This is a genomic window from Bifidobacterium stellenboschense, assembly GCF_000741785.1.
GTDB classification, from domain to species: domain Bacteria; phylum Actinomycetota; class Actinomycetes; order Actinomycetales; family Bifidobacteriaceae; genus Bifidobacterium; species Bifidobacterium stellenboschense.
Map to the genome: position 1 here is coordinate 1 of NZ_JGZP01000001.1, position 19,723 is coordinate 19,723.

A 19,723-nucleotide genomic window follows, 5' to 3' on the forward strand; every position below is an offset into this window, starting at 1 on the left:
GGCCGACGTCGCGGCCTGCGCCTCCGCCTTCTCGTAGGCGGAGGCGGTCGGCCGCGGCGGGACGAGGCCGGTTCGCTCGCTCACCGACTTCGCGTACCGTTCCAGCTCGACGGCCGCGATCGCGCCGTCGGCGGTCGCGGTGACCACCTGACGCAGGTTCTTCACACGCAGATCGCCGGCCGCGTACACGCCCGGCACGGACGTTTCGAGATAATCGTGCGTGACGACGTAGCCGTGATCGTCGAGCTCGACGACGCCCCTCACCAGATCGGTGGCGGGCACGTAGCCGGCAAACACGAACACGCCGAACGTGCCGCCGTCGGCCGGTTTCCACGTTTCAGTCTCGCCGGAGTCGCGGTCGGCGATCGTCGCCTCGCGCAGGCCACCCTGACCGGCGGTGACGCCCTTCAATTCGACGCCGTAGCGCACGTCGATCTTCGGATTGTTCTTCGCCTCGGCGGCGACCGACGCGTCGCAGGTGAAATCGTCCTCGCGCACGAGCACGGTGACCTTGCTCGCGTACTTCGTGAGGAACACGGACTCCTCGGCCGCGGCGAACCCGCCGCCGACCACGAGCACCTCCTTGCCGGTGAAGAACTCGCCGTCGCAGGTGGCGCAGTAGGCGACGCCACGGCCCGCGTACTCACGCTCGCCCTCGAAGCCGAGCTTGCGCGGGGAGGCGCCGGTGGCGATGAGGATGCCGAAGGTCTTCAGGCCGCCGCGCGTGGTATGCACGGTCTTGACGTCGCCCTCGACGTCGAGGCCGGTCGCTTCGGCGGAGAGGAATTCGGCGCCGAAATCCTTGGCCTGCTGCTTCATGGTCTGGGTGAGCGCGCGGCCGGTGGTGCGGCCCACGCCCGGATAGTTCACGACCTCGTTGGTGATGGTGATCTGGCCGCCGAAATCGTCCTTCTCGAGCACGAGCACGCGGTAGCGGGCGCGGGCGAGGTACAGGCCCGCGGTGAGGCCCGCGGGGCCGCCGCCGATGACGACGACGTCGTAGAGGTCGTTCCGGGTGGATTGTTGCGATGATTGTTGCGTCATGAAAGCTCCTTACATACAGGTTCGCCCCCGCCGGCGGGCCCCAACGATCATGGCGATTATCGGGTCCGTGGCGACTGGTTCGCCCCCGCTGGCGGGGGCTCCCGGCGCAGCCGGGTGGGGGTGGATGACATTCGCTGCGAATCACCAGAGGACCACCTCCAGTCGGCGTTGCCGACAGCCCCCGCCAGCGGGGGCGCGTCTAGCAGAACCGGACCTTGTCGCCGTAGTTGTGGCGACAGCCCCTCGGCAGAGGGGGCCACTGCGCGTCGCCTATCGTCTAGGCGATATGGGTCACAGCTGGCCGACGAGGTCGAGGCTCGGCTCGATGGTCTCCTCGCCCGGGGTCCAGTTGGCCGGGCAGACCTGGTCGCCGTGCTCGTAGACGAACTGGGAGGCCTGGACGCGGCGCAGCAGCTCGTCGGCGTTGCGGCCCACGTTGGAGGAGGTGACCTCGTAGGCCACGACCTTGCCTTCCGGGTTCACGATGAAGTCGCCGCGCTCGGCCATGCCGTCGGCCTCGTTGTAGGTGTCGAGGTCGCGGGCGAGCAGGGCGGTCGGGTCGGCGAGCATCGGGTACTGGATCTTCGCGATCTTCTCGCTGGCGTCATGCCACGCCTTGTGCACGAAGTGGGTGTCGCAGGACACGGAGTAGATCTCGCAGCCGATCTTCTTGAACTCGTCGTACTTGTTGGCGAGGTCCTCGAGCTCGGTCGGGCACACGAAGGTGAAGTCGGCCGGGTAGAAGAAGAACACGGACCAGTGGCCGAGCACGTCGTCCTTGGTCACTTCCTTGAACTCGCCGTTCTGGAAGGCCTGGACCTTGAAGTCGGTGATTTCATGCTGCAGAAGAGTCATCGTCGTTCCTTTCCGGACCCGCGTGGGATTCGCGCGGCGTCCCGCGATCTGTGCAACCTCGTCCATCGTATCCCGGAACCTCCTGCCCCGACCCCGCGGCTCGCGCAGAGCGATGTATGAACAACATCACACCGCAATGGGATCAGATCACACCGGAATGGGATCAGGTCGAGCAAAGAAGCACGGCGGTCTCGGCGCAACCCGGACACGAACCTGCACGGTTCCGACCGCAACCTGCACGGTTCAGCATGGGAACTGCATGATTCATGTATCTACCTGCACGGTTCCGACCCGAACCTGCATGATTCCACCTGCAACCTGTGGACACACCCCGGCAAGAACCCCTGTCTCCAGTCTTCCGCATCCGCCGAAAACCTTGGTTTTCCAACACCTGCCATTCCGAAGCGCGGCGGCTCTTCAGACCCACACCATGCAGGTTCACGTCTACTTCCTACAGGTTCGCCTCTCAACCGTACAGCTTCTCTCGTCAACCATGCAGGTTCACCCCTCGGTCATGCAGGTTCGCCTCTCAACCGTGCAGGTTCCTCCTTTCTTCTCTCCACTCCTTCCCAACTGCACACAAGCCCTTCGGCCCGCGCACCTTCTACACTGGAATCCGGCGGATCGTGGCCGCGATTCGCAACGCATACTCCGAGGAGCCCCACATGTCCGAAGCATTCAGCGAACCGACCGAACCGTTCGAATCCCATGACACCCCCGAAGCGAAGGCGAACGCCGCGTGGAGCCGCCTGCTGCAGGGCAACCGCCGCTTCGCTTCGGGCGCGGCCGAGCACCCGTGGCAGGACCGCGAGACCCGCGAGCGCCTGCTCGACGGCCAGCATCCGGACGCGGCCGTGCTCTCCTGCTCCGATTCGCGCGTACCTCCGGAGATCATCTTCGATCAGGGCCTCGGCGACCTGTTCGACATCCGCACGGCCGGCGAGGTGCTCGACGACGCGGTCATCGCCTCGCTTGAATACGCGGTGGAGCATCTGGGCGTGAGCCTCATCGTCGTGCTCGGCCATGAGGGCTGCGGAGCGGTGAAGGCGGCGGTGGACGGCGTCGCCGAACTCGCCACCCGGTTCGACGACTGCGACTGCTTTGATGTGCCGGAAGGCGCGGCCCGCGACGAGGCGCACGCCGACCACTTGGAGGCGATGCTCGCCGCGCAGGATTCGCCGATCGTACGCGAGGTGGGCGCGTCCGTCGCGCAGGCGATGGACGCCGATCTGGAGGATTCCGCCGATTTCGAGCGCGCGCACGTGGCCCGCACGATCGAGCTGCTGGCCGATGGCAGCGAGGTGATCAGTCTCGCGCTGGCCGAGGGACGCCTGATGATCGCCGGCGCCCGCTACGTGATGCACGACGGCCTGGTCGAAGTGCTGTCGTTCTAAAACGTTTCCGGGCGCGCCGCCGCCCCCGAGATCACCGTTGCACCGGGCACGCCGCCGTTGGGCGGACATGCCCGGCACGCGCGAAACGCGCCCGGAGTACATTGTGATAGACATCGCGGCCGCGTGCGACGCATCGTCACGACATATCGCCACATGACGCATCATCGCGCAACGCCGCCGAGCAGAAGAGCCACAGAACCAACGAGAGACACCTGTCAGAGAGAAGAAGTCACGGCCATGCCTTTGCCAGCACTCACCGTATACGTCGGTTCCGTCGGCCACGCCATCAATCCCACGCGCGCGTCGGTCATCGGACGCGCCGCCGATTGCGACGTGATCGTCGGCGACCCGCACGTCTCCCATCATCACGCCCGACTCACGCCGACCGCCGACGGCTGGCTGCTGGAGGATCTGGGCAGCGCGAACGGACTGTCGGTCAACGGCGTACGCGTCACGCAGATTCTGATCGCCAACACGACGACGGTGATGCTGGCGGAGAACGTCGGCATCATCTGCGCGGTGGCGCCGCAAGCCGCGACACCGCAGACCACGCAAGCTCCACAGACACCGCAAGCCCCTCAGACACCGGCTGTCGCGCCGCCTCCCGCCACGACGCGCCCGCGGCCCCGTCCGCTCCCGTGTCAATCTCCCAGCCGGCCCGCCCCGCACAGTCCGCGCGACCGATGCCGCCGGCGCGACCGGTGCCGCCGCGCAACACCGCAGTCCCGCCGTCCGCACTGACGGCGCCGACGGCCCCAGCAACACCGACGGCACCCGTTCCGTCACAGCGCCAGCCGGTGCCGCCGCAGCAGCGCCCGACGGCATCAACGCGGCCCGCGGCGCCCGCGGCCCCGTCCGCTCCCCGCGCAGTCCGCGCCCCGCGGCTCCGCGTTCCCCAGCATCGCGAAATCCCTGCCGACGCCGCCCACGCCGGGCAGCCCCGCCGCGCCCACGCCGGGCGCGAACGTCCCCGAACCGTCCTCCCCGACCGGCCTGTACGGCACGGTGATGGCGGGCAGCACGCAGGCGCAACGACTCGAATCGCAACTGAAACCGTCGCGCGTGCTCGGCGATTTCGACCCGAAACGCGACCAGAACGGCGTGATCGGCCGCATCTCCTCCTGCACGATCCGCGTGAACGACTTCCTCGTCTCCCGCAAACACTGCGCGCTCGAGGCGACGCCGAGCGGCATCCTCCTGACCGATCTCAACTCGGCGAACGGCACGTATGTGAACGGCCGCCGCGTCGCCAAGATCTGGTTGGAGGAAGGCGACGTGGTCACGGTCGGCAACACCGATCTGACCGTGCACGAGGGCGTATTGCAGGACCGCGCGCCGCTCGGCGGCACCGACGCGGTCATCGCGGAGAACATCGGACTGACCGTCGGCAAGGGCGTGCGTCTGCTCGACGGCATCGACGCCGTGTTCGCAAAGGGCACACTCACCGCCGTGATCGGACCGTCCGGCGCCGGCAAGTCGACGTTCACGTCGATCGTCGCCGGCCTCAACTCCCCCACCGAAGGCCATGTGATCTTCGACGGCTACGACGTGCACCAGAACATCGAACTGCTGCGCAGCCGTATCGGCTTCGTACCGCAAGACGACGTCGTGCATCGCAAGCTCACCGTCGACGCGGCGCTCGAATACGCGGCGAAACTGCGTCTGCCGGGATCGTCGAAGTCGGAACGCGCCGAGATCATCGACAACGTGCTCGCCGAACTGGAGCTCACGGAACGCCGCCACAACCGCATCGACCGGCTGTCCGGCGGCCAGCGCAAACGCGTGTCCACCGCGATCGAGCTGCTCACCGGGCCGGAACTGCTCATCCTCGACGAGCCGACATCCGGCCTCGACCCGTCGCTCGACCAGACGGTGATGAAGATGCTGCGCCAGCTCGCCGACGCGGGGCGCGTCGTGCTCGTCGTCACCCATTCGCTCACCTACGTGGAGAAGTACTGCGACAACGTGCTCATGCTCGCGCCCGGCGGCCATCCCGCGTTCTTCGGCACACCGGCGGAGATGCGTCAGGCGTTCGGCGACAAGGATTGGGCGGACATCTTCAACGACGTGACCGAATCGCCGACGCAGGTGTATTCGATCCGCGACACGCATCAGCGCACGATCGAGGCGCGCAAGCAGGTCAAGCAACATACGAGCCATGAGAAACCGGCGAAGGTGTTCCGGTTGAAGCAGATGGCCACGCTGGTCACGCGCCAGCTGCATCTCATCGTCGCCGATCCGGGACTACTGGTCTTCCTGCTGTTGCTGCCGCTGCTGCTCGGCCTGCTCTCGCTCGTCGTGCCCGGCTCGCACGGATTGGGCGAGCCGGACTTCAAGGATGCGGCCACCGAGCCGAGCCAGCTGCTCGCGCTCGTGATCCTCGGCGCGTGCTTCATGGGTTCGGCGCTGTCGGTGCGCGACATCGTCTCCGAACGCGCGATCTACGACCGTGAACGTGCGGTGGGATTGTCACCGAGCTCGTACACGCTGTCGAAGCTCATCGTGATGGCGTTGCAGACGCTGCTGCAGGCGGCGATCCTCACGGCGGCGGTGAGCATCGGCAAGCCGCGGCCGGAGAGCGGCGTGATCACCGATTCGGGCGTGCCCGAGCTGGTGCTCGTCGTGTGGCTGACCGCGTGGGCGTCGGCGATGCTCGGCGAGGTGGGTTCGGCGCTCGTCAAATCGGGCGAGCAGACGATGCCGCTGCTCGTGATCCTCGTGATGGCGCAGCTCGTGTTCTCCGGCGGCATGATCCCGGTGACCGACCGTGACGGCCTCGAACAGGCCTCGATGGTGTTCCCGGGCCGTTGGGGCTTCTCGGCGGCCGCGGCGGACATCGGCCTCAACAAGCTGCTGTACGGCCCGACCAAGGTGCCGACGTTCAAGAAGGACGACCTGTGGAAGAACACGCCGGACCAGTTCTGGTTCGACATCGCGATCCTCGTGGTGATGGTGGTCGTGTTCACGATCGTGCTGCGCGTGCTCGTCAGCAACGTCGTCGCCAAGATGCGCCGCCGGTAGCGAAACATGACGCATGACGCGGCTGCGGGTCGGTGGATGACGCGTGACGCCCCATCCATCGACCCGCGTCGTCCGCGAGTGCGCACGCGCACGCTGCTGGTATGATTCGTCGTCCTCCGGAAACCGATCTCACCGCCATCGATATCATCGGACAGCGAGATATTCGCCGAGATGCGGTACGGCGAATTCGACCTTTCCATGGCCCGCCGAACGAATCAGCTTGTCCTTGATGAGTATCGCACGATACTTGCCAACCCAGCTCCGGCTTCGATGTACCCTCTGCGCGATGTCGGAGACACGCGTGGGTTCGGGCGCGTCCTGAGCCATGGCGTTCAGGAACAGCCGCTCCGCCTCGGAGGTTCCGTCCAGCGCGGGGGCGCAGACGGCATCGTCGAAGGCGAGCAATGCGTCCTTCACGCCTGAGTCCACATCATGCGCGGTGATGGCGTCCGATCCCCGGCGTTCCGCGGATTGCCACATGTAGTAACCGATTAGCTGCACCATGTACGGATAACCGTCGGATTGCTGCGCGGCGCAAAGCGCATCCTCCTCACTGATGGTTTTGCCGGAATCGGCGACGGTCTCCAAGAACGCGTTTTTCACATCCACAAGCGGCACGTTATCGAGTTCACGCCTCAATGCACGGCGCAGGAATGTGGTCACCTCGTTGTCAAGCAGTTCGTTGACCATATACGGCAATCCCGCGAAGACTATCGCCACGCCTTTTTTGTCGGCGTCCGGGATATCGCTTTCATCGGCGTCGGCGATGACATGCTGTATCGCCGTCGCTATGGCGACCACGTCGCCATGGGAAGCGGCCTGGGTCTCATCGATGGTGATGAGGACCCCCTTCCCCTTACCGATTTTCCGGCTTCCCAAACGGGTGTTGATGGCATTGCGCAACGTCAGCGGATTGGCCACAGCGGAGAGATGCGCCTGCCCCAAACTTGCGGTGGCCACACCGGGTATGCCGATGGACGGACTGATTGTGGCTTGGTCGAACCGTATTCCCGTCGGGGAGAGCGTCTGCACCAGCCGCGAGACCAGTCCTTCGGATGCGGTTTCCCCTATGGTCTCCCAATGTTGGGCTCTGGCGATACGGCGGAACTCGGTGAGCATGACGGTTTTGCCGAACCCGCGTTGTCCGGTGATCAGCATGATGCGTCCGGGAGCCCCGGCACCATTCGCCAAGGCCTCCGAAAAATCCTCGATGATGGATTGGCGTCCGATGAGAATCGGCGGCATCTTACCGGCCGTGGGCTTGAACGGGTTGACCGCCATGCGACTCCTCCCCCTGCAATCGTCAGGTGCGCTCCGAAAGACTGGAGGGCACCTTGAACATCAAATCACACCGTTATGCACCAATGTACACGAATGTACACCATTATATACCGATGTACACCGATGTACACCACAGCACGCCGATGCAGTCCGCCAGCATTACCCACCAGCACAGCCTGCGCCACACCCCGCCGATGATGCCGCCGTCACCCCGCCGTCCACCCCGGAACGACCTTGCGGTCCGCACGCCGTTTCATATGAAACAAAACAGTGCACGGACCGCAAGGAGGAAGGGAAGAGGAAAAAGGGGAAGAGAAAACGGGAGAGGTCCGTCACCGCGGCCGGCGGAACGCGCGGTCCCCGATAGGCGGGAACGGCTTGTGCGGCTCGGCCTGATACCAGTAGGCGACGGTGGCCACGTCGTCCTGCCGTTCGAAGTTGCCCGCCTCCTCGGTGCCGATCTGCTGCCATTCGACGCGAAGGTTCTTCTCGAAGTACATCGGATCGGGCAGATGCCAGCGGTACAGCCCGCGCGTCACCGGCGTGGCGGTGTCCCAGTAGCGGCTTTCGCGCCCGGCGAGGTTCTGCGAGTAGAACGGGAATCCGAGGTAGGGGCCGGTGAACGTCTTCTCGTACATGCGGCCGTTCTCGTCGAAGTCGGCGAAACTCCAGGCGCCGCCGAAGTAGTCCTCGGCGCCGGTGCTGCACCACGTGGGGTATTCACCGTCGTCGTCGATGTAGAACTTGAACTCGCCTTCGCCCCACCAGCGGCTTTCCAGCGCGGTGAGCGCCAGGTACGTGCCGACGTACGTTCCGTGGCCCTCGACGCCGTCGAGCACGACGTAGTCGCGGCCGAGTTCGGTGACGCGCTCGCGGCGCCATTGCGCATGGAAGCGCATCGCGTCGGCGGGCAACGCGTCGTATTCGGTGTAGTCGATCTGGTAGAAGAACGCGGGCACGTCCTCGTTGTGGTCGCTGCGCAGCACGATACGCGCATGCTCGAACGGCATCGAGAAGTAGCAGTTGAAGCCGCGGTTCGGGTTCACCATGACGGGGATCGAGTTGATGGTGCACGACTGCGCGTGGCCGCAGCAGAAGAAGTCGCCGATCGGGCACTGCACCGAGGGCGTCTCCTCGCCGTCCCAGTAGAACTCGAGGATGAGGTTGCGCAGCACGTCCGGTCCGGTGGGGGAGGTCTTGTCGGTCACGGTCATCCAGATGTGGCGGATGACGCCCGGCCCGTCGACGTCCATCAGAGTGACGGATTCGCCGGCCTTCACCGTGCGGATGCAGGGGCTGCCCTTGCGCGAGGGGCCGAGGGCGCTGGCGGCCGTGGCGGCCTGCCCTTTGCCGCCGTGCGGGTTTTCGGCGTTGATGCATCGCGTGCGGCCCTGGGACCGCATGGTCACGGCGTCAAGCGCGCCCTGACCGAATCCGAGGCTCGCCCCGAGGTCTGCGGCGGGATTCCCGTTTGCGTTGAACATGGTCGTTCACTTCCTTCCGTAAGGCGCCGCGTCCCGCCCCGTGCGCCGCGTTGCGCGTATTCCCAGGCAGATCACGGAACGGGACGTGGCGTATGTTGGTGTGTTGCTGTTTGGATGATGCGTCACTTCACGGCGCCGGCGGTGATGCCCTGCGAAAGCTTGCGCTGGAAGATGATGAAGAAGATGATGGTCGGGACGATGCTGAGCAGCGAGGCGGACGCCAGGGTGGTGGCCTCCATCGTGTGCTGGCCCTGCAGCGTGGCGAGCGCCAGCGGGATGGTCTGCACGTCGTCGCCCATGAGGAACGCCATCGGGATCATGTACTCATTCCAGGTCCACACGAAGAAGAACACGAACAGCACGCTGATGGTCGGCCAGGAGATCGGCAGCACCACCTTGCGCAGCACCTGCCAGCGGGAGGCGCCGTCGATGGCGGCCGCCTCGAGGATGGCCTGTGGGAACGTGCCGTACACGCTGGAAAGCAGGTAGGTGCCGTACGCGCTCTGGATGATGGTGAAGATGATGATGATCGCGAGCCTGGTGTTGTACAGGCCTGCGGCCTTGAACATCGTGTACAGCGGGTAGAGGAGCGCCTCCTGCGGCATCATGTTCGCGAGCATGATGGCGAGCACGATCCACGTGTTGCCCTTGACCTTGCCGATGCCCAGCGCGAAGGAGTTGAGCACGGAAAGCACCACGGCGGCGACGGCCACCACGAGCGAGATGATCAGGGAGTTGAGGAACTTCAGCGGGAACTTGGTGGTGGTCCAGAAGGATACGATGCCTTCCATCGTGAAGGTCTTCGGCAGGCTCAACGGGCCGGTGGCGTTGTAGTCGGCCTGCGTCTTGAATGCGTTGACGGTGAGCACCAGCAGCGGGAACAGCACGATGAGCGCGGCGACGATAAGCAGGACCAGCGTCACCCAGTCCCCTGCGGAGCGTACGTGCTGCGTTTTGCGGGATGCCCTTTTTGCCGCGGCGGCGGTCATTGATTGCGTCATGGTTCAACCCTCGGTTTCAGTCGTTTCGATCGTTCGATCGTTTCGGTATGTCGTTTCGGTGCGCGGTCGGCGCGGATGTCAGACCAGGTTCTTCTCGACGCGCTTCTGGATGATGGTGAACACCACGGAGAAGACGATGATCACGGCGGTCAGCGCGGTGGAGATGGCGGCGCCGTAGCCGACCTGCTGCACCTGGAAGAACTGGTTGTACGAGTAGTAGGACGGCACGGTGGTCGCGGTGCCTGGGCCGCCCTTGGTGAGCAGGTAGACCGGCGCGAAGGTCTTCAGCGCACCGATGGTGGCGGTGAGGATGACCACGAGCAGTTCGGGGATGATGGACGGCAGGGTGACGACGCGGAACTTCTGCCACCAGTTGGCGCCGTCGAGGCTGGCGGCCTCGTACAGTTCCGGGTCGACGCGCTGCAGGCCGGACATGAAGATGACGATCGGGTAGCCGAGCTGGATCCACACGAGGATGAACATGAGCACGGGCAGGGCGCTGTCGGGGCTGCCAAGCCAGTTGTGGGTCAGGGAGCCGAGTCCGACCTGTTCGAGGAGCGCGTTGACGGCGCCGTCCTCCGGGCGGAAGATCCAGCCCATGATGATTGCGGCGACGGCGACCGGCAACAGCTGCGGCAGGTAGAACAGGGCTCGCAGGAAGGACGCGGTCTTGCCGCCGAACTTCTTCTGGATGACGTCGGTGAGCAGGGAGGAGATGAACAGGCCGAGGATGGTCGGGATGACCACGATGGCCACGATGATCCAGAACGAGTTGAGGAAGGAGATCCAGAACGTGGAATCCTTGAAGAGGCGCTGCCAGTTCTGCAGTCCGATGAACCGGACCGGGCCGACGCCGCGCCAGCGGGTGAAGCTCAGGTAGATGTTCCAGACGAACGGGACGATGACGATGATGGTCAGGCCCAGGATGCCGGGGATGAGGTAGGGCACGAATCGTGAGGATTTGTTGCCGGGAAGTCGTGACAGCGATTCGTGATGAGCATGCTTGCGGTTGCCTGCCATTGCTCTCTACTCCTTATGTGCGATAACGATATGCGGTCGATGCGGTGACGACGACGTTGAGGCGCGGTGTCTTGGTGGATGCGAATGGAATGGACGGGGGAGAGAAGGAGCGGCGTGGTGCGGGAAGGGGCGCACGCACCCCGCCACGGGTGGTCCGGCCGATGGGCTGGACTGGCCGATGGGTCCGGACGTCCGGACCGGATAAGGACCGGACGTCCGGGCTTGGACTCAGTTGGCGAAGCCCATCTCCTCGACGCCGGAGTCGTACTTGGAGTGGATGTCCTTGAGCACGGCGGAGGCGTCCTTGGTGCCGTTCACGAGCTCCTGGAAGGAGGCCGGGATGGCGTCGGTGAGGCTGGAGGCGGCGTAGTCGGGGTAGTAGCTGAGCTTGCTCTTGCTGGCGTAGGAGTCGTACTCCTCGATCATGGCCTTGCTCTTCTCGTCGGTGATCTTGTCGGGGTCGGCGGCGACGGGGATGCCGCCGGCGTTGCCGAGGAAGTTCTGGACGTCATCGGAGAGCACGTAGTTGATGAACTTGGCGGCGAGGTCCTTGTGCTTGGAGCGCTCGGGGATGACCAGCAGGTTGCCTGCGCAGCCGACGGCGTACTCGGAGTCGGGCATGACGGCGGCGGTCCAGTCGAAGTTCTTGATCTGCTTGGCGAAACGGCCCTGGTTCCAGGTGCCGGTCTGGTAGATCGGGTACTCGCCCTTGATGAACGCCTGGGTGGTGTCCTCGGCCTTCATGCCGGTCGCGTTCTTGGAGATGAAGCCCTTGTCGAGCCAGTCGCTGATGGTGCTGGTGGCGCCGGTGAGGGTCTTAGAGTTCCAGTTCACGTCGCCCTTGTACAGGTGCCAGGCGTCCATGAACTTGGCGTCGGCGTTCTTGGAGACCAGCTGCCACCACAGCCACATGACGCCGTATTCCTGGGCGTCGGCGGCGATCGGGGTCACGCCGGCGTCGACGAACTTCTGGCAGGCGTCGACGAACTCGTCGTAGGTGGTCGGGATCTCGATGCCGTACTTGGCGAACAGGTCCTTGTTGTAGTAGACGCGCTGGAACTCGGCGTAGCTGGACATGCCGTACCAGGTGTCGCCGCCCATGATGCCGTTCTCGTCGTACTTGGCGGTTTCGGCGTTGGAGCCTGTGACCTTCTTGTCCCAGCCGTACTGGTCGACGTAGTCGCCGAGGTCGGTGAGCAGGCCCATGGTGGAGAGCACGCCGGCGGAACCGTTGCCGCGGTTGGATTCCATGAGGTCGGGGGCCTCGTCGGAGTTGAGGAACTGGCTGCCGTTCTGCGCGATCTGGGTGAAGGACTTGCGCTCGAACTTGATGGTGACGCCGGTCTCCTTCTTGAACATTTCGGCGGCCTTCTTCCACGCCTGGGTCTGGCCGGCGCCCTCCTCCTCGTAGTACCAGAAGGACAGGCTGTCCGGGGTGCCCTCGTCCTGCGCGGTGTCGCTGCCGCACGCCGCCAGCGCGGTCACGGACATGGCCGCCACGGCCAGTGCTGCGAGGCCTCGTTTGATGTTCATGGGATTCTCCTTTTCCTTTGGTTATTGCTTGCGCAACAGCTGCATCTCGTAATCGAATCGTTTCGATTAGAGGGACGGATACCGGGCTCCTTTCATGTCCGATATCGTGGCGGCCGGCCCTGCGGCCGGGAGATCGCGGTGTTTATCGAATCGTTTCGATTACCGTGATGGCGAGAGTGCGGCATGTTCCTTCATCGGCATCACGCCACGCTTTCTACAAGGGAAGTCTTCGAATAGGGGGAGGGGACCGCAAGTCCCACGGAATCGGCCGGGCCCACCGTGAGGACCGAGCCATGCTCCTGGACCTGCGGGAGCACGAATTCGCTGGCATCGGCGATGTCGGCGCCGCCCTCGACCGCGGACACCAGCAGTCCGACGGCCTTGGAGCACAGCAGTCGCGGCATCAGGGGAATCTCGGTGACCGGACGGACCACCAGGTCGTTCTCGAAGAACGTGCCGACCGACAGCACGGAGATGTCGGAGGGGATATCCATGCCACGCTCGACCAGCTCCTGCATCACCATGTTGAGCACGGTGGCGCTGGCCTGGTTGACAATCGCGGTGGGACGGGGGTCCATGGCCATCAGATCGCGGACGAACGCGGCGGCGTCGAAACGGTCCGCCTCGTTCCTTCCGGACTCGACGACGCGCATGCCGAGCTCGGCGGCGCGGTCGAGCATGCGCTGGCGCAGCGTGACCACGTAACCGGAACGGCGGGCATAGTCGCGTTCGTTGTCGCGCAACAGCGCCACGGTACGGTGGCCGTGCTCATACAGGTAGTCCATCGCCAGTGCGGCCGCGGCGTCGAAATCGACGTCCACGCACGCGCAGTCGCCGCGATGCGTGGGATAGCCGATGGCGACGCACGGCTTGCCGTACGAATCCGCCTGCATGACGCGGTCGTCGTCCTCGACGATGTCGAGCAGGACCACGCCGTCGACCATGTTGCTGCGGGTCACGCGTTGGATGTCGTCCACCGCGTCCTCGCCCGTGAGCAACAGCACGTCGTAACCGGCGTTCTTTGCCTGCCATGCGGTGTGGAGGAAGTACGCGTTGTACTTGGCCTCGTTGATGTCGCCGCGAATCGGCTCGCTCACCGCCAGGATCTGGTTGCGGCGTCCGCGCATCTTCTGCGCAGACGCGTCCGGGGTGTACTTCAGCTCCCGGATCGCTTCCATCACCTTACTGGCGGTCTTCTCCGAAATCGCGCGCTTGCCCGACAGCACGTAGGACACGGTGCTGACCGAGACCCCGGCGGCACGAGCCACATCCTTGATTCCAGCCATCATCGCCTCCTTCCACGGTCGCGCAATCGCATTGACGGCACTGTCTTCGATGATATTCCTCATCGAACCCGCTCGCAGCCAGCCCCGCGGCCATGTCGCCATGTCCGGCGCGCCTTGCGCCGATCATGGTCGATTGCGGTCGCTCACGGATCCGTCTACGTCGCTCCGTTCCGACAATCACTGTCGAAACGTTTCGCAAATACTATACGTCGAATCGTTTCGACTTGTCAATCGCACGACACGCCGCAACGGGCGAGAGCACCCCGGCGAGGCCGCCCTTCCCGCTTTGGCGTGCCACTCCCTTAGAGTGGGTGGCATGTCACTTGGCCTGAACATCCTGCTGATTTTCGTGTTCCTGCTGCTCGGTTCGATCTTCTCCGGCACCGAGCTGGCGCTGGTGAGCCTGCGCGGCTCCCAGATCGACCAGATGGAGCAGGAGGACGCCCGCGGCGCCCGCGTGGCCAAGATCGCCCGCGACCCGAACACGTTCCTGTCCACCGTGCAGATCGGCGTGACCCTGTGCGGCTTCCTGTCCGCGTCGTTCGGCGAATCGTCGATCTCCCCGTACATCACGCCGGTCGTGGAGGGCTGGGGCGTGCCCGCGCACATCGCCGCGCCGCTGACCACGATCAGCCTCACGCTCATCATCTCCTACTGCTCGATTGTGATTTCGGAGATGGTGCCGAAGCGCATCGCCATGCAGCGCACGGAGGAGATCGCACGCGCCGTAGTGCCCGCGATCGACATCTTCGCGAAGGTGTGCAGCCCGATCATCTGGCTCATCGGCAAGAACACGAACGGTCTGGTGCGCCTGCTCGGCTTCGACCCGAACGAGACCGAATCCGAGGTGAGCGACGACGAGCTGCGCGTGCTCGTCAATTCGAACACGAACCTGAGCAAGGACGAACGCACGATCCTCGACGACGTGTTCGACGCGTCGGAGACGATCGTCGCCGAGGTGATGCGCCCGCGCGCCGACGTCGTGTTCATCGACGGCGCGATGCCGATCGGAGACGCCGCCGCGTATGTGCGTGAGATGCCGTATTCGCGATACCCGGTCACCGGCAAGGATTTCGACGACGTGCTCGGTTTCGTGCACGTGCGCGACCTGCTCGACGTGCGCGATCCGGAGGCGACGACCGTGGCCGACGTGACGCGCGAGGGCATCTCCCTGCCGGGCACGTCGAAGCTGCTGCCGAGCCTCGAACTGCTGCGCAAGCGCGGCATCCATCTGGCCGTCGTCATCGACGAGTACGGCGGCACGGACGGTATCGTCACGCTCGAGGACATGACCGAGGAGCTTGTCGGCGACATCCGCGACGAATACGATCTGCCCGACGAGCCGGGCGGCGCGCGACGCAACCGTCGCGACGCGTTCGTCAACGGCGTGGCGACGATCGAGGGCGGCATGACGCTCGAGGATTTCGAGGACCTGACCGGCATCGAACTGGAGGACGGCCCGTACGAGACGGTGGCCGGGTACTTCCTCGCGCACACCGGCAAGATGGGCGAGGTCGGCGACGTGCTGCACGCCGACGGCTACAACATGGTCGTCACCAAGATCGACGGCCGCCGCATCGACACGATCGAAGTGCGCAAGGCCGGCGCCCCGGACCACGCCGAGACGCCGGGGCCTGCGCAGCCGAAGTGAAGCCGTCCATCCGTTGACGGTAGACTTGGGGGACGGGTTCCTTACGGGAGATTCCCACAAGGAACGTCCCTCATCAGGAAAGGAAGGACACCCACCATGACACTCGCATTCATCGTCCCGGGTCTTGACGAAGCGACCTCGGAGAAGGCCATCGCCATTCTGCAGAACCGCCTCAGCCAGGAGCAGGAGGCGGCGCTCGTCCTCAAGCACGCGCATTGGAACGTGACCGGCCCGAACTTCATCGCCGTGCACGAGATGCTCGACCCGCAGGTCGAGGTCGTGCTCGCGCAGGCGGACGAGACCGCCGAGCGCATCGCCACGCTGGGCGGTACTCCGGACGGCCGCGCCGACGCGATCACGCGCAACCGCACGTGGAAGCCGTTCGACGTCGAGGGCCGCGCCGGCACCGAGGAGTATCTCAAGGCGCTCATCGAGTACTACGACGCGTTCATCGCCGACGACCGCAAGGCCATCGCCGAACTGGACGACCTCGACCTCGTGAGCTCCAACATCATCCAGGACCACGTGCAGGAGCTTGAGAAGTTCCAGTGGTTCATGCGCAGCCACCTCGCGTGAGAACACGCACCTAGCCCGAGGCGCAGTCACTTCGCGTGAGGGCGCACAGCCCCGAGCGGCGGAAAACACAGAGATGAGACACACCCCTTACTCCAATGTTTCCGCCGCTCATTCATTCCCAGCGCCGGTTCGCAGCGTCCCGTTCCCAGCGCCGTCCCATTACTAGAGTCCCGTTTCCGACGCCGTCCCATTACTAGAGTCCCGTTCGCAGCGCCCCGTTTCCAGCACTCGTCCCCAGCGCTCCGTTCGCAGCGCTCCGTTGCCTGCCCCGGCGCCTGTTCCCAGCGTCCCGTTGTCCCAGCCCGGTTCCCAAAGTCCCGTTCCCAGTGCCTGTTGCCGGTTCCCGGCGCTGGTTACCGGTTCCCAGCGTCCCGTTGTCCGGAAATGACCCCATTGCTCCCGACAAAACGCCGCTAAGCAGATGTCAGCGTCCCATAGCCGGGAACACGGCCCTTTGCTCCCGACAGCGGGACGCTGAGCAAACGTCAACGTCCCGTAGTCCGGAGCAATGGGAGGATTTCCGGACTACGGGACGCTTCCACCCGGGACACTCACACTGCGGGACGCTCACACCCGGGAGCCTACACTCGGGACGCTGACGCTTACGCTGCGGGACGCTTACGCGGTTATTCGCTGCCACGAACAACCACCATCGACCACCCTCAGTCCGGCGATGCCGGACAGCTCCCGCCAGCGGGAGCGGCACCATGGGGACCGACACCACGGAAGCAACACCACCCGCCTGTCTTGCGGCTCCTGTCTACCCCGCTACTCCTTCACCAGGTTCTGGTATTCGGGCAGGCCCATGTAGTTGAACTTCACATTCTTGACGGACTTGGACGCGCCCGCGGAGACGTTGCCGTACCACAGCGGAATCACCGGCAGGTCCTTGAGCAACAGTTCCTCGGCCTGGTGGTAATACTTCACCGAACCGTCGAGCGTGGTCTGCTTCGCGGCCTCGTCGATCAGCGAGTCGAACTCGGAGCTCTTGTAGTCACCGTTGTTGAGGCCCTTGCCGTCGGCGGCGGAGGAGTCATACGCCTGCACGAGGTAGCCCTCCGGATGCGGGTAGTCGGACTGGAGGCCCTGCGTGAACGCGGCGTCGATCGTGCGGTCGTGTACGGCACCGGAGAAGTCCTTCTGCGTGGGGAACGGGTACGACTTCGCGTCGATGCCGAGCGCGTTCTTGATCGAGTTGACGATCGCGTCCACCCACTGCTTCGAGCCGGAATCGGCGGCGTAGGCGAGTCGGAACGTGCCGTCCCACGGCGAGATCGCGTCGGCCTTCGCCCACAGCTCCTTCGCCTTCGCGGCGTCGTAGGAAAGCACGTCGGAGCCGGCAAGCGACTTCGAGTAGCCGGCGATCGAGGGCGCGGTGAAGTCGGTGGCGACGGTGGCGGTGCCGCGCAGGACCTTGTCGACGATGCGGTCGCGGTTCACCGCGTACGAGATCGCGGCGCGGCGCAGACGGCCCTCCTCGCCGGTGAAATGCTTGAGGTTCGAAGGAATCGTGAACGCCTTGAACCCGGGACCCGCCTTGCTGAACGACTGGATCGAGCCTTCGTTCTTGTACGTGGCGAGCGCGCTGTTGGGGATCGAGTCGAGCACGTCGAGGTTGCCGGCGGTGAGGTCGGCGTACGCGGATTCGAGGTTCGTGTACAGCTTGTACGTGACGCCGCCGTTCTGCGCCTTACGCGGGCCCGTGTACTTCGGGTTCGGCGTGAGCTTGATCTCACTGTCGTGACGCCACGATGCGAACTGGTAGGGGCCGTTGCCGACCGGCTTCTCGCCGAACGCCTTGATGTCCTTGTACGCGCTGGACGGCAGCGGCAGGAACGCCACGTCGCCCACCTTGTAGTCGAACGACGAGTCGGGCGCGGCGAGCGTGACCTGCAGGGTCTGGTCGTTGATCACTTTCAGGCCTTCGAGCTGCGCGTTCTTGTCGCCGTGCTCGTCCTGCAGCTTGTCGTAGCCCTTGATCGTCGCGAAGATCGCGGCGCCCATCTGGCCGTTGGCGGCGTTCGCGGCGAACGACCACGACTTCGCGTACGTCTCGGCGGTGATCTTCTCGCCGTCGGAGAATTCGAGGCCGTCGCGCAGCTTGATCGTGTACTGGGAGGCGTCGGCGTTCGGCGTGATCGACTCGGCGTCCGCGTAGATCAGTTTGCCGGTGTCGCTGAACGTGACGAGGCCTTCGAACAGCTGCGTGACGACCTTCCAGCCGGCGAGGTCGTTCGTGTCGGACGGGATGAGCCCGCTCGCCGGTTCGACGTCGTTGACGACGACCACCTGCTTGCCGTCGGTCTGTTCGACGGTGTTCGCGCTCGTGTCGCCCGTCGCGCCGCAGCCGGACAGCGCGAGCGCGAGTCCGAGCGTCGCGGCGAGCGCGGCGGTGATGCGTTTCGTGAATCCTGTGCGCATGGTTCCCCTATCCCCATTCGTTCGTGATGATGACGGTCGATCCGAATGATTCCGTGGCTCGGTTCCGCGTTCCGGCGATGCCGCAACCACAATATCTCGAATCGACATGTGCAATGGTGTACCACCATACAATCGCCCCGGACATTACGCCATCGGAAAGGGGACACGCCGCCGCCGTCATCGACATCGCCGATGACGGGTTATAGCGCAGCCGCGCACGGCGGTCCGCGGACTACAGCACCGCGGACTACAGCACCGCGCGACGGTTGAGCTCGCGGCGCAACGCACGCCAGCCCGGCAGATACGCGTCCATGCGCGCGCGGAACCGCGGCCCGTGGCCGTGCTCCCACAGATGCGTCAGTTCGTGGACGAGCACGTATTCAAGGAATCGCGGCTCCATCAGCCCCAACTGCAGGTTGATGCGGATGCGGCCGGTCTTCGGCGTGCACGACCCCCATCGCGATGTCATCAGCCGCAGCGTGACGTGCGTCGGGCGTTTGCCGACGATCGGCGCCCACTTGTCGAGCAGCGCCGGCAGCTGCGATTCGATCGCGGCCGCCGCCTCGCGCTTGCGTTCGTCCGTCCACTCGAACGCAGGAGTCGCGGCGGGGGGATTCTGGGTGTTCGGAGCATGCGGTCGGTCCGTGCCGCCGACCGTTCCATCGGCGTCGTCGAACAGCGGCTGCTGCGACGCGAACGACGCATCGTCGAGACCTTCCAACGGCACGTCGACGGCATCCGCCGCGCCGCGGGCCGCCATCTCCTCGACCACGAGACGACGGGACTGTGCGATGCACGACTGCTGCTCGGCGATCCAGTCGCGGCGATCGCGCACGAAATCGCGGATGCGGTATTCGGCCATGCGCATCGGCGCGGACACCTCGACCGTCCCGGTCGGCGGCTTGACGCGCAGATACAGGTTCCGGATGCGCTTGCGCGTCACCGTCACCGCGACGCCATCGATCTCGACGACACGGACGGAGGAGACGGAACGCGGGACTGCGGAAGGACGCGGCGCGGCAGCGGAAGGACGACGGCGATACGGCATACCGCCATTGTCCCGCGAAGACGGACAAGGCGGGCGAGGTTCGGAGGACTGCCCACCAGCACTCGGCCCCCTCTGTCGCGCCGCTTCCCTCCTCGACGGTCACGGTTC

15 protein-coding genes are annotated in these 19,723 nt (G+C 65.1%); 5 read left to right on the forward strand and 10 right to left on the reverse strand.

Annotation, left to right across the window (positions count from 1 at the left end):
* Both BSTEL_RS00005 and ahpC read right to left on the reverse strand, forming a co-directional pair.
* Positions 1–1,044: FAD-dependent oxidoreductase (locus BSTEL_RS00005; protein WP_034525580.1), on the reverse strand; the 1,044-nt coding region annotated here is incomplete at its 3' end.
* A 291-nt stretch (positions 1,045–1,335) separates the two neighbouring features.
* Positions 1,336–1,899, reverse strand: coding sequence for an alkyl hydroperoxide reductase subunit C (gene ahpC / locus BSTEL_RS00010; protein ID WP_034525582.1), 564 nt, complete (start codon positions 1,897–1,899; stop codon positions 1,336–1,338).
* Between the two features lie 665 nt (positions 1,900–2,564).
* Here ahpC and BSTEL_RS00015 point away from each other — a divergent pair.
* From BSTEL_RS00015 to BSTEL_RS00030, 3 genes are all read left to right on the forward strand, one after another.
* The gene (locus BSTEL_RS00015; protein ID WP_051922691.1) at positions 2,565–3,293 is read left to right on the forward strand and encodes a carbonic anhydrase; all 729 of its coding nucleotides are present in this window, start codon (positions 2,565–2,567) and stop codon (positions 3,291–3,293) included.
* Positions 3,294–3,530: 237 nt separating this feature from the next.
* Positions 3,531–4,034 carry an FHA domain-containing protein gene (locus BSTEL_RS11275; protein ID WP_051922692.1) on the forward strand — a complete coding sequence of 168 codons (504 nt, stop codon included), beginning with the start codon at positions 3,531–3,533 and terminating at the stop codon, positions 4,032–4,034.
* Positions 4,035–4,301: 267 nt separating this feature from the next.
* Positions 4,302–6,314 carry an ATP-binding cassette domain-containing protein gene (locus BSTEL_RS00030; protein ID WP_051922693.1) on the forward strand — a complete coding sequence of 671 codons (2,013 nt, stop codon included), beginning with the start codon at positions 4,302–4,304 and terminating at the stop codon, positions 6,312–6,314.
* A 144-nt stretch (positions 6,315–6,458) separates the two neighbouring features.
* Here BSTEL_RS00030 and BSTEL_RS00035 read toward each other — a convergent pair whose 3' ends face one another.
* From BSTEL_RS00035 to BSTEL_RS00060, 6 genes are all read right to left on the reverse strand, one after another.
* Positions 6,459–7,595: an ATP-binding protein gene (locus tag BSTEL_RS00035; RefSeq protein WP_034525585.1), complete on the reverse strand. Its 1,137-nt coding sequence runs from the start codon at positions 7,593–7,595 to the stop codon at positions 6,459–6,461.
* Positions 7,596–7,927: 332 nt separating this feature from the next.
* Positions 7,928–9,079, reverse strand: coding sequence for a glycoside hydrolase family 172 protein (locus BSTEL_RS00040; protein WP_034525589.1), 1,152 nt, complete (start codon positions 9,077–9,079; stop codon positions 7,928–7,930).
* Between the two features lie 122 nt (positions 9,080–9,201).
* Complete coding sequence (locus BSTEL_RS00045) at positions 9,202–10,080, reverse strand: carbohydrate ABC transporter permease (protein WP_034525592.1); 879 nt, start codon at positions 10,078–10,080, stop codon at positions 9,202–9,204.
* A 78-nt stretch (positions 10,081–10,158) separates the two neighbouring features.
* The gene (locus BSTEL_RS00050; protein ID WP_034525595.1) at positions 10,159–11,100 is read right to left on the reverse strand and encodes a carbohydrate ABC transporter permease; all 942 of its coding nucleotides are present in this window, start codon (positions 11,098–11,100) and stop codon (positions 10,159–10,161) included.
* A gap of 228 nt (positions 11,101–11,328) precedes the next feature.
* On the reverse strand, positions 11,329–12,633 hold the full coding sequence (locus BSTEL_RS00055) for an ABC transporter substrate-binding protein (protein ID WP_034525599.1): 1,305 nt from the start codon (positions 12,631–12,633) through the stop codon (positions 11,329–11,331).
* Positions 12,634–12,833: 200 nt separating this feature from the next.
* On the reverse strand, positions 12,834–13,919 hold the full coding sequence (locus BSTEL_RS00060) for a LacI family DNA-binding transcriptional regulator (RefSeq protein ID WP_084686004.1): 1,086 nt from the start codon (positions 13,917–13,919) through the stop codon (positions 12,834–12,836).
* 316 nt (positions 13,920–14,235) lie between these two features.
* On the opposite strand from BSTEL_RS00060, the gene BSTEL_RS00065 reads away from it, so the two are divergent.
* Both BSTEL_RS00065 and BSTEL_RS00070 read left to right on the forward strand, forming a co-directional pair.
* A complete protein-coding gene (locus tag BSTEL_RS00065) occupies positions 14,236–15,570 on the forward strand; it encodes a hemolysin family protein (protein ID WP_034525602.1) in 1,335 nt (444 codons plus the stop codon).
* A gap of 96 nt (positions 15,571–15,666) precedes the next feature.
* Positions 15,667–16,146: a Dps family protein gene (locus tag BSTEL_RS00070; RefSeq protein WP_034525606.1), complete on the forward strand. Its 480-nt coding sequence runs from the start codon at positions 15,667–15,669 to the stop codon at positions 16,144–16,146.
* A gap of 768 nt (positions 16,147–16,914) precedes the next feature.
* On the opposite strand, the gene BSTEL_RS00075 is transcribed toward BSTEL_RS00070, so the two are convergent.
* Together BSTEL_RS00075 and BSTEL_RS00080 are read right to left on the reverse strand one after the other, a co-directional pair.
* Positions 16,915–18,567, reverse strand: coding sequence for a peptide ABC transporter substrate-binding protein (locus BSTEL_RS00075; protein WP_034525609.1), 1,653 nt, complete (start codon positions 18,565–18,567; stop codon positions 16,915–16,917).
* 247 nt (positions 18,568–18,814) lie between these two features.
* Positions 18,815–19,615, reverse strand: a complete 801-nt coding sequence (locus BSTEL_RS00080; protein ID WP_034525611.1) for a M48 family metallopeptidase — start codon at positions 19,613–19,615, stop codon at positions 18,815–18,817.
* Positions 19,616–19,723 lie beyond the last annotated feature (108 nt).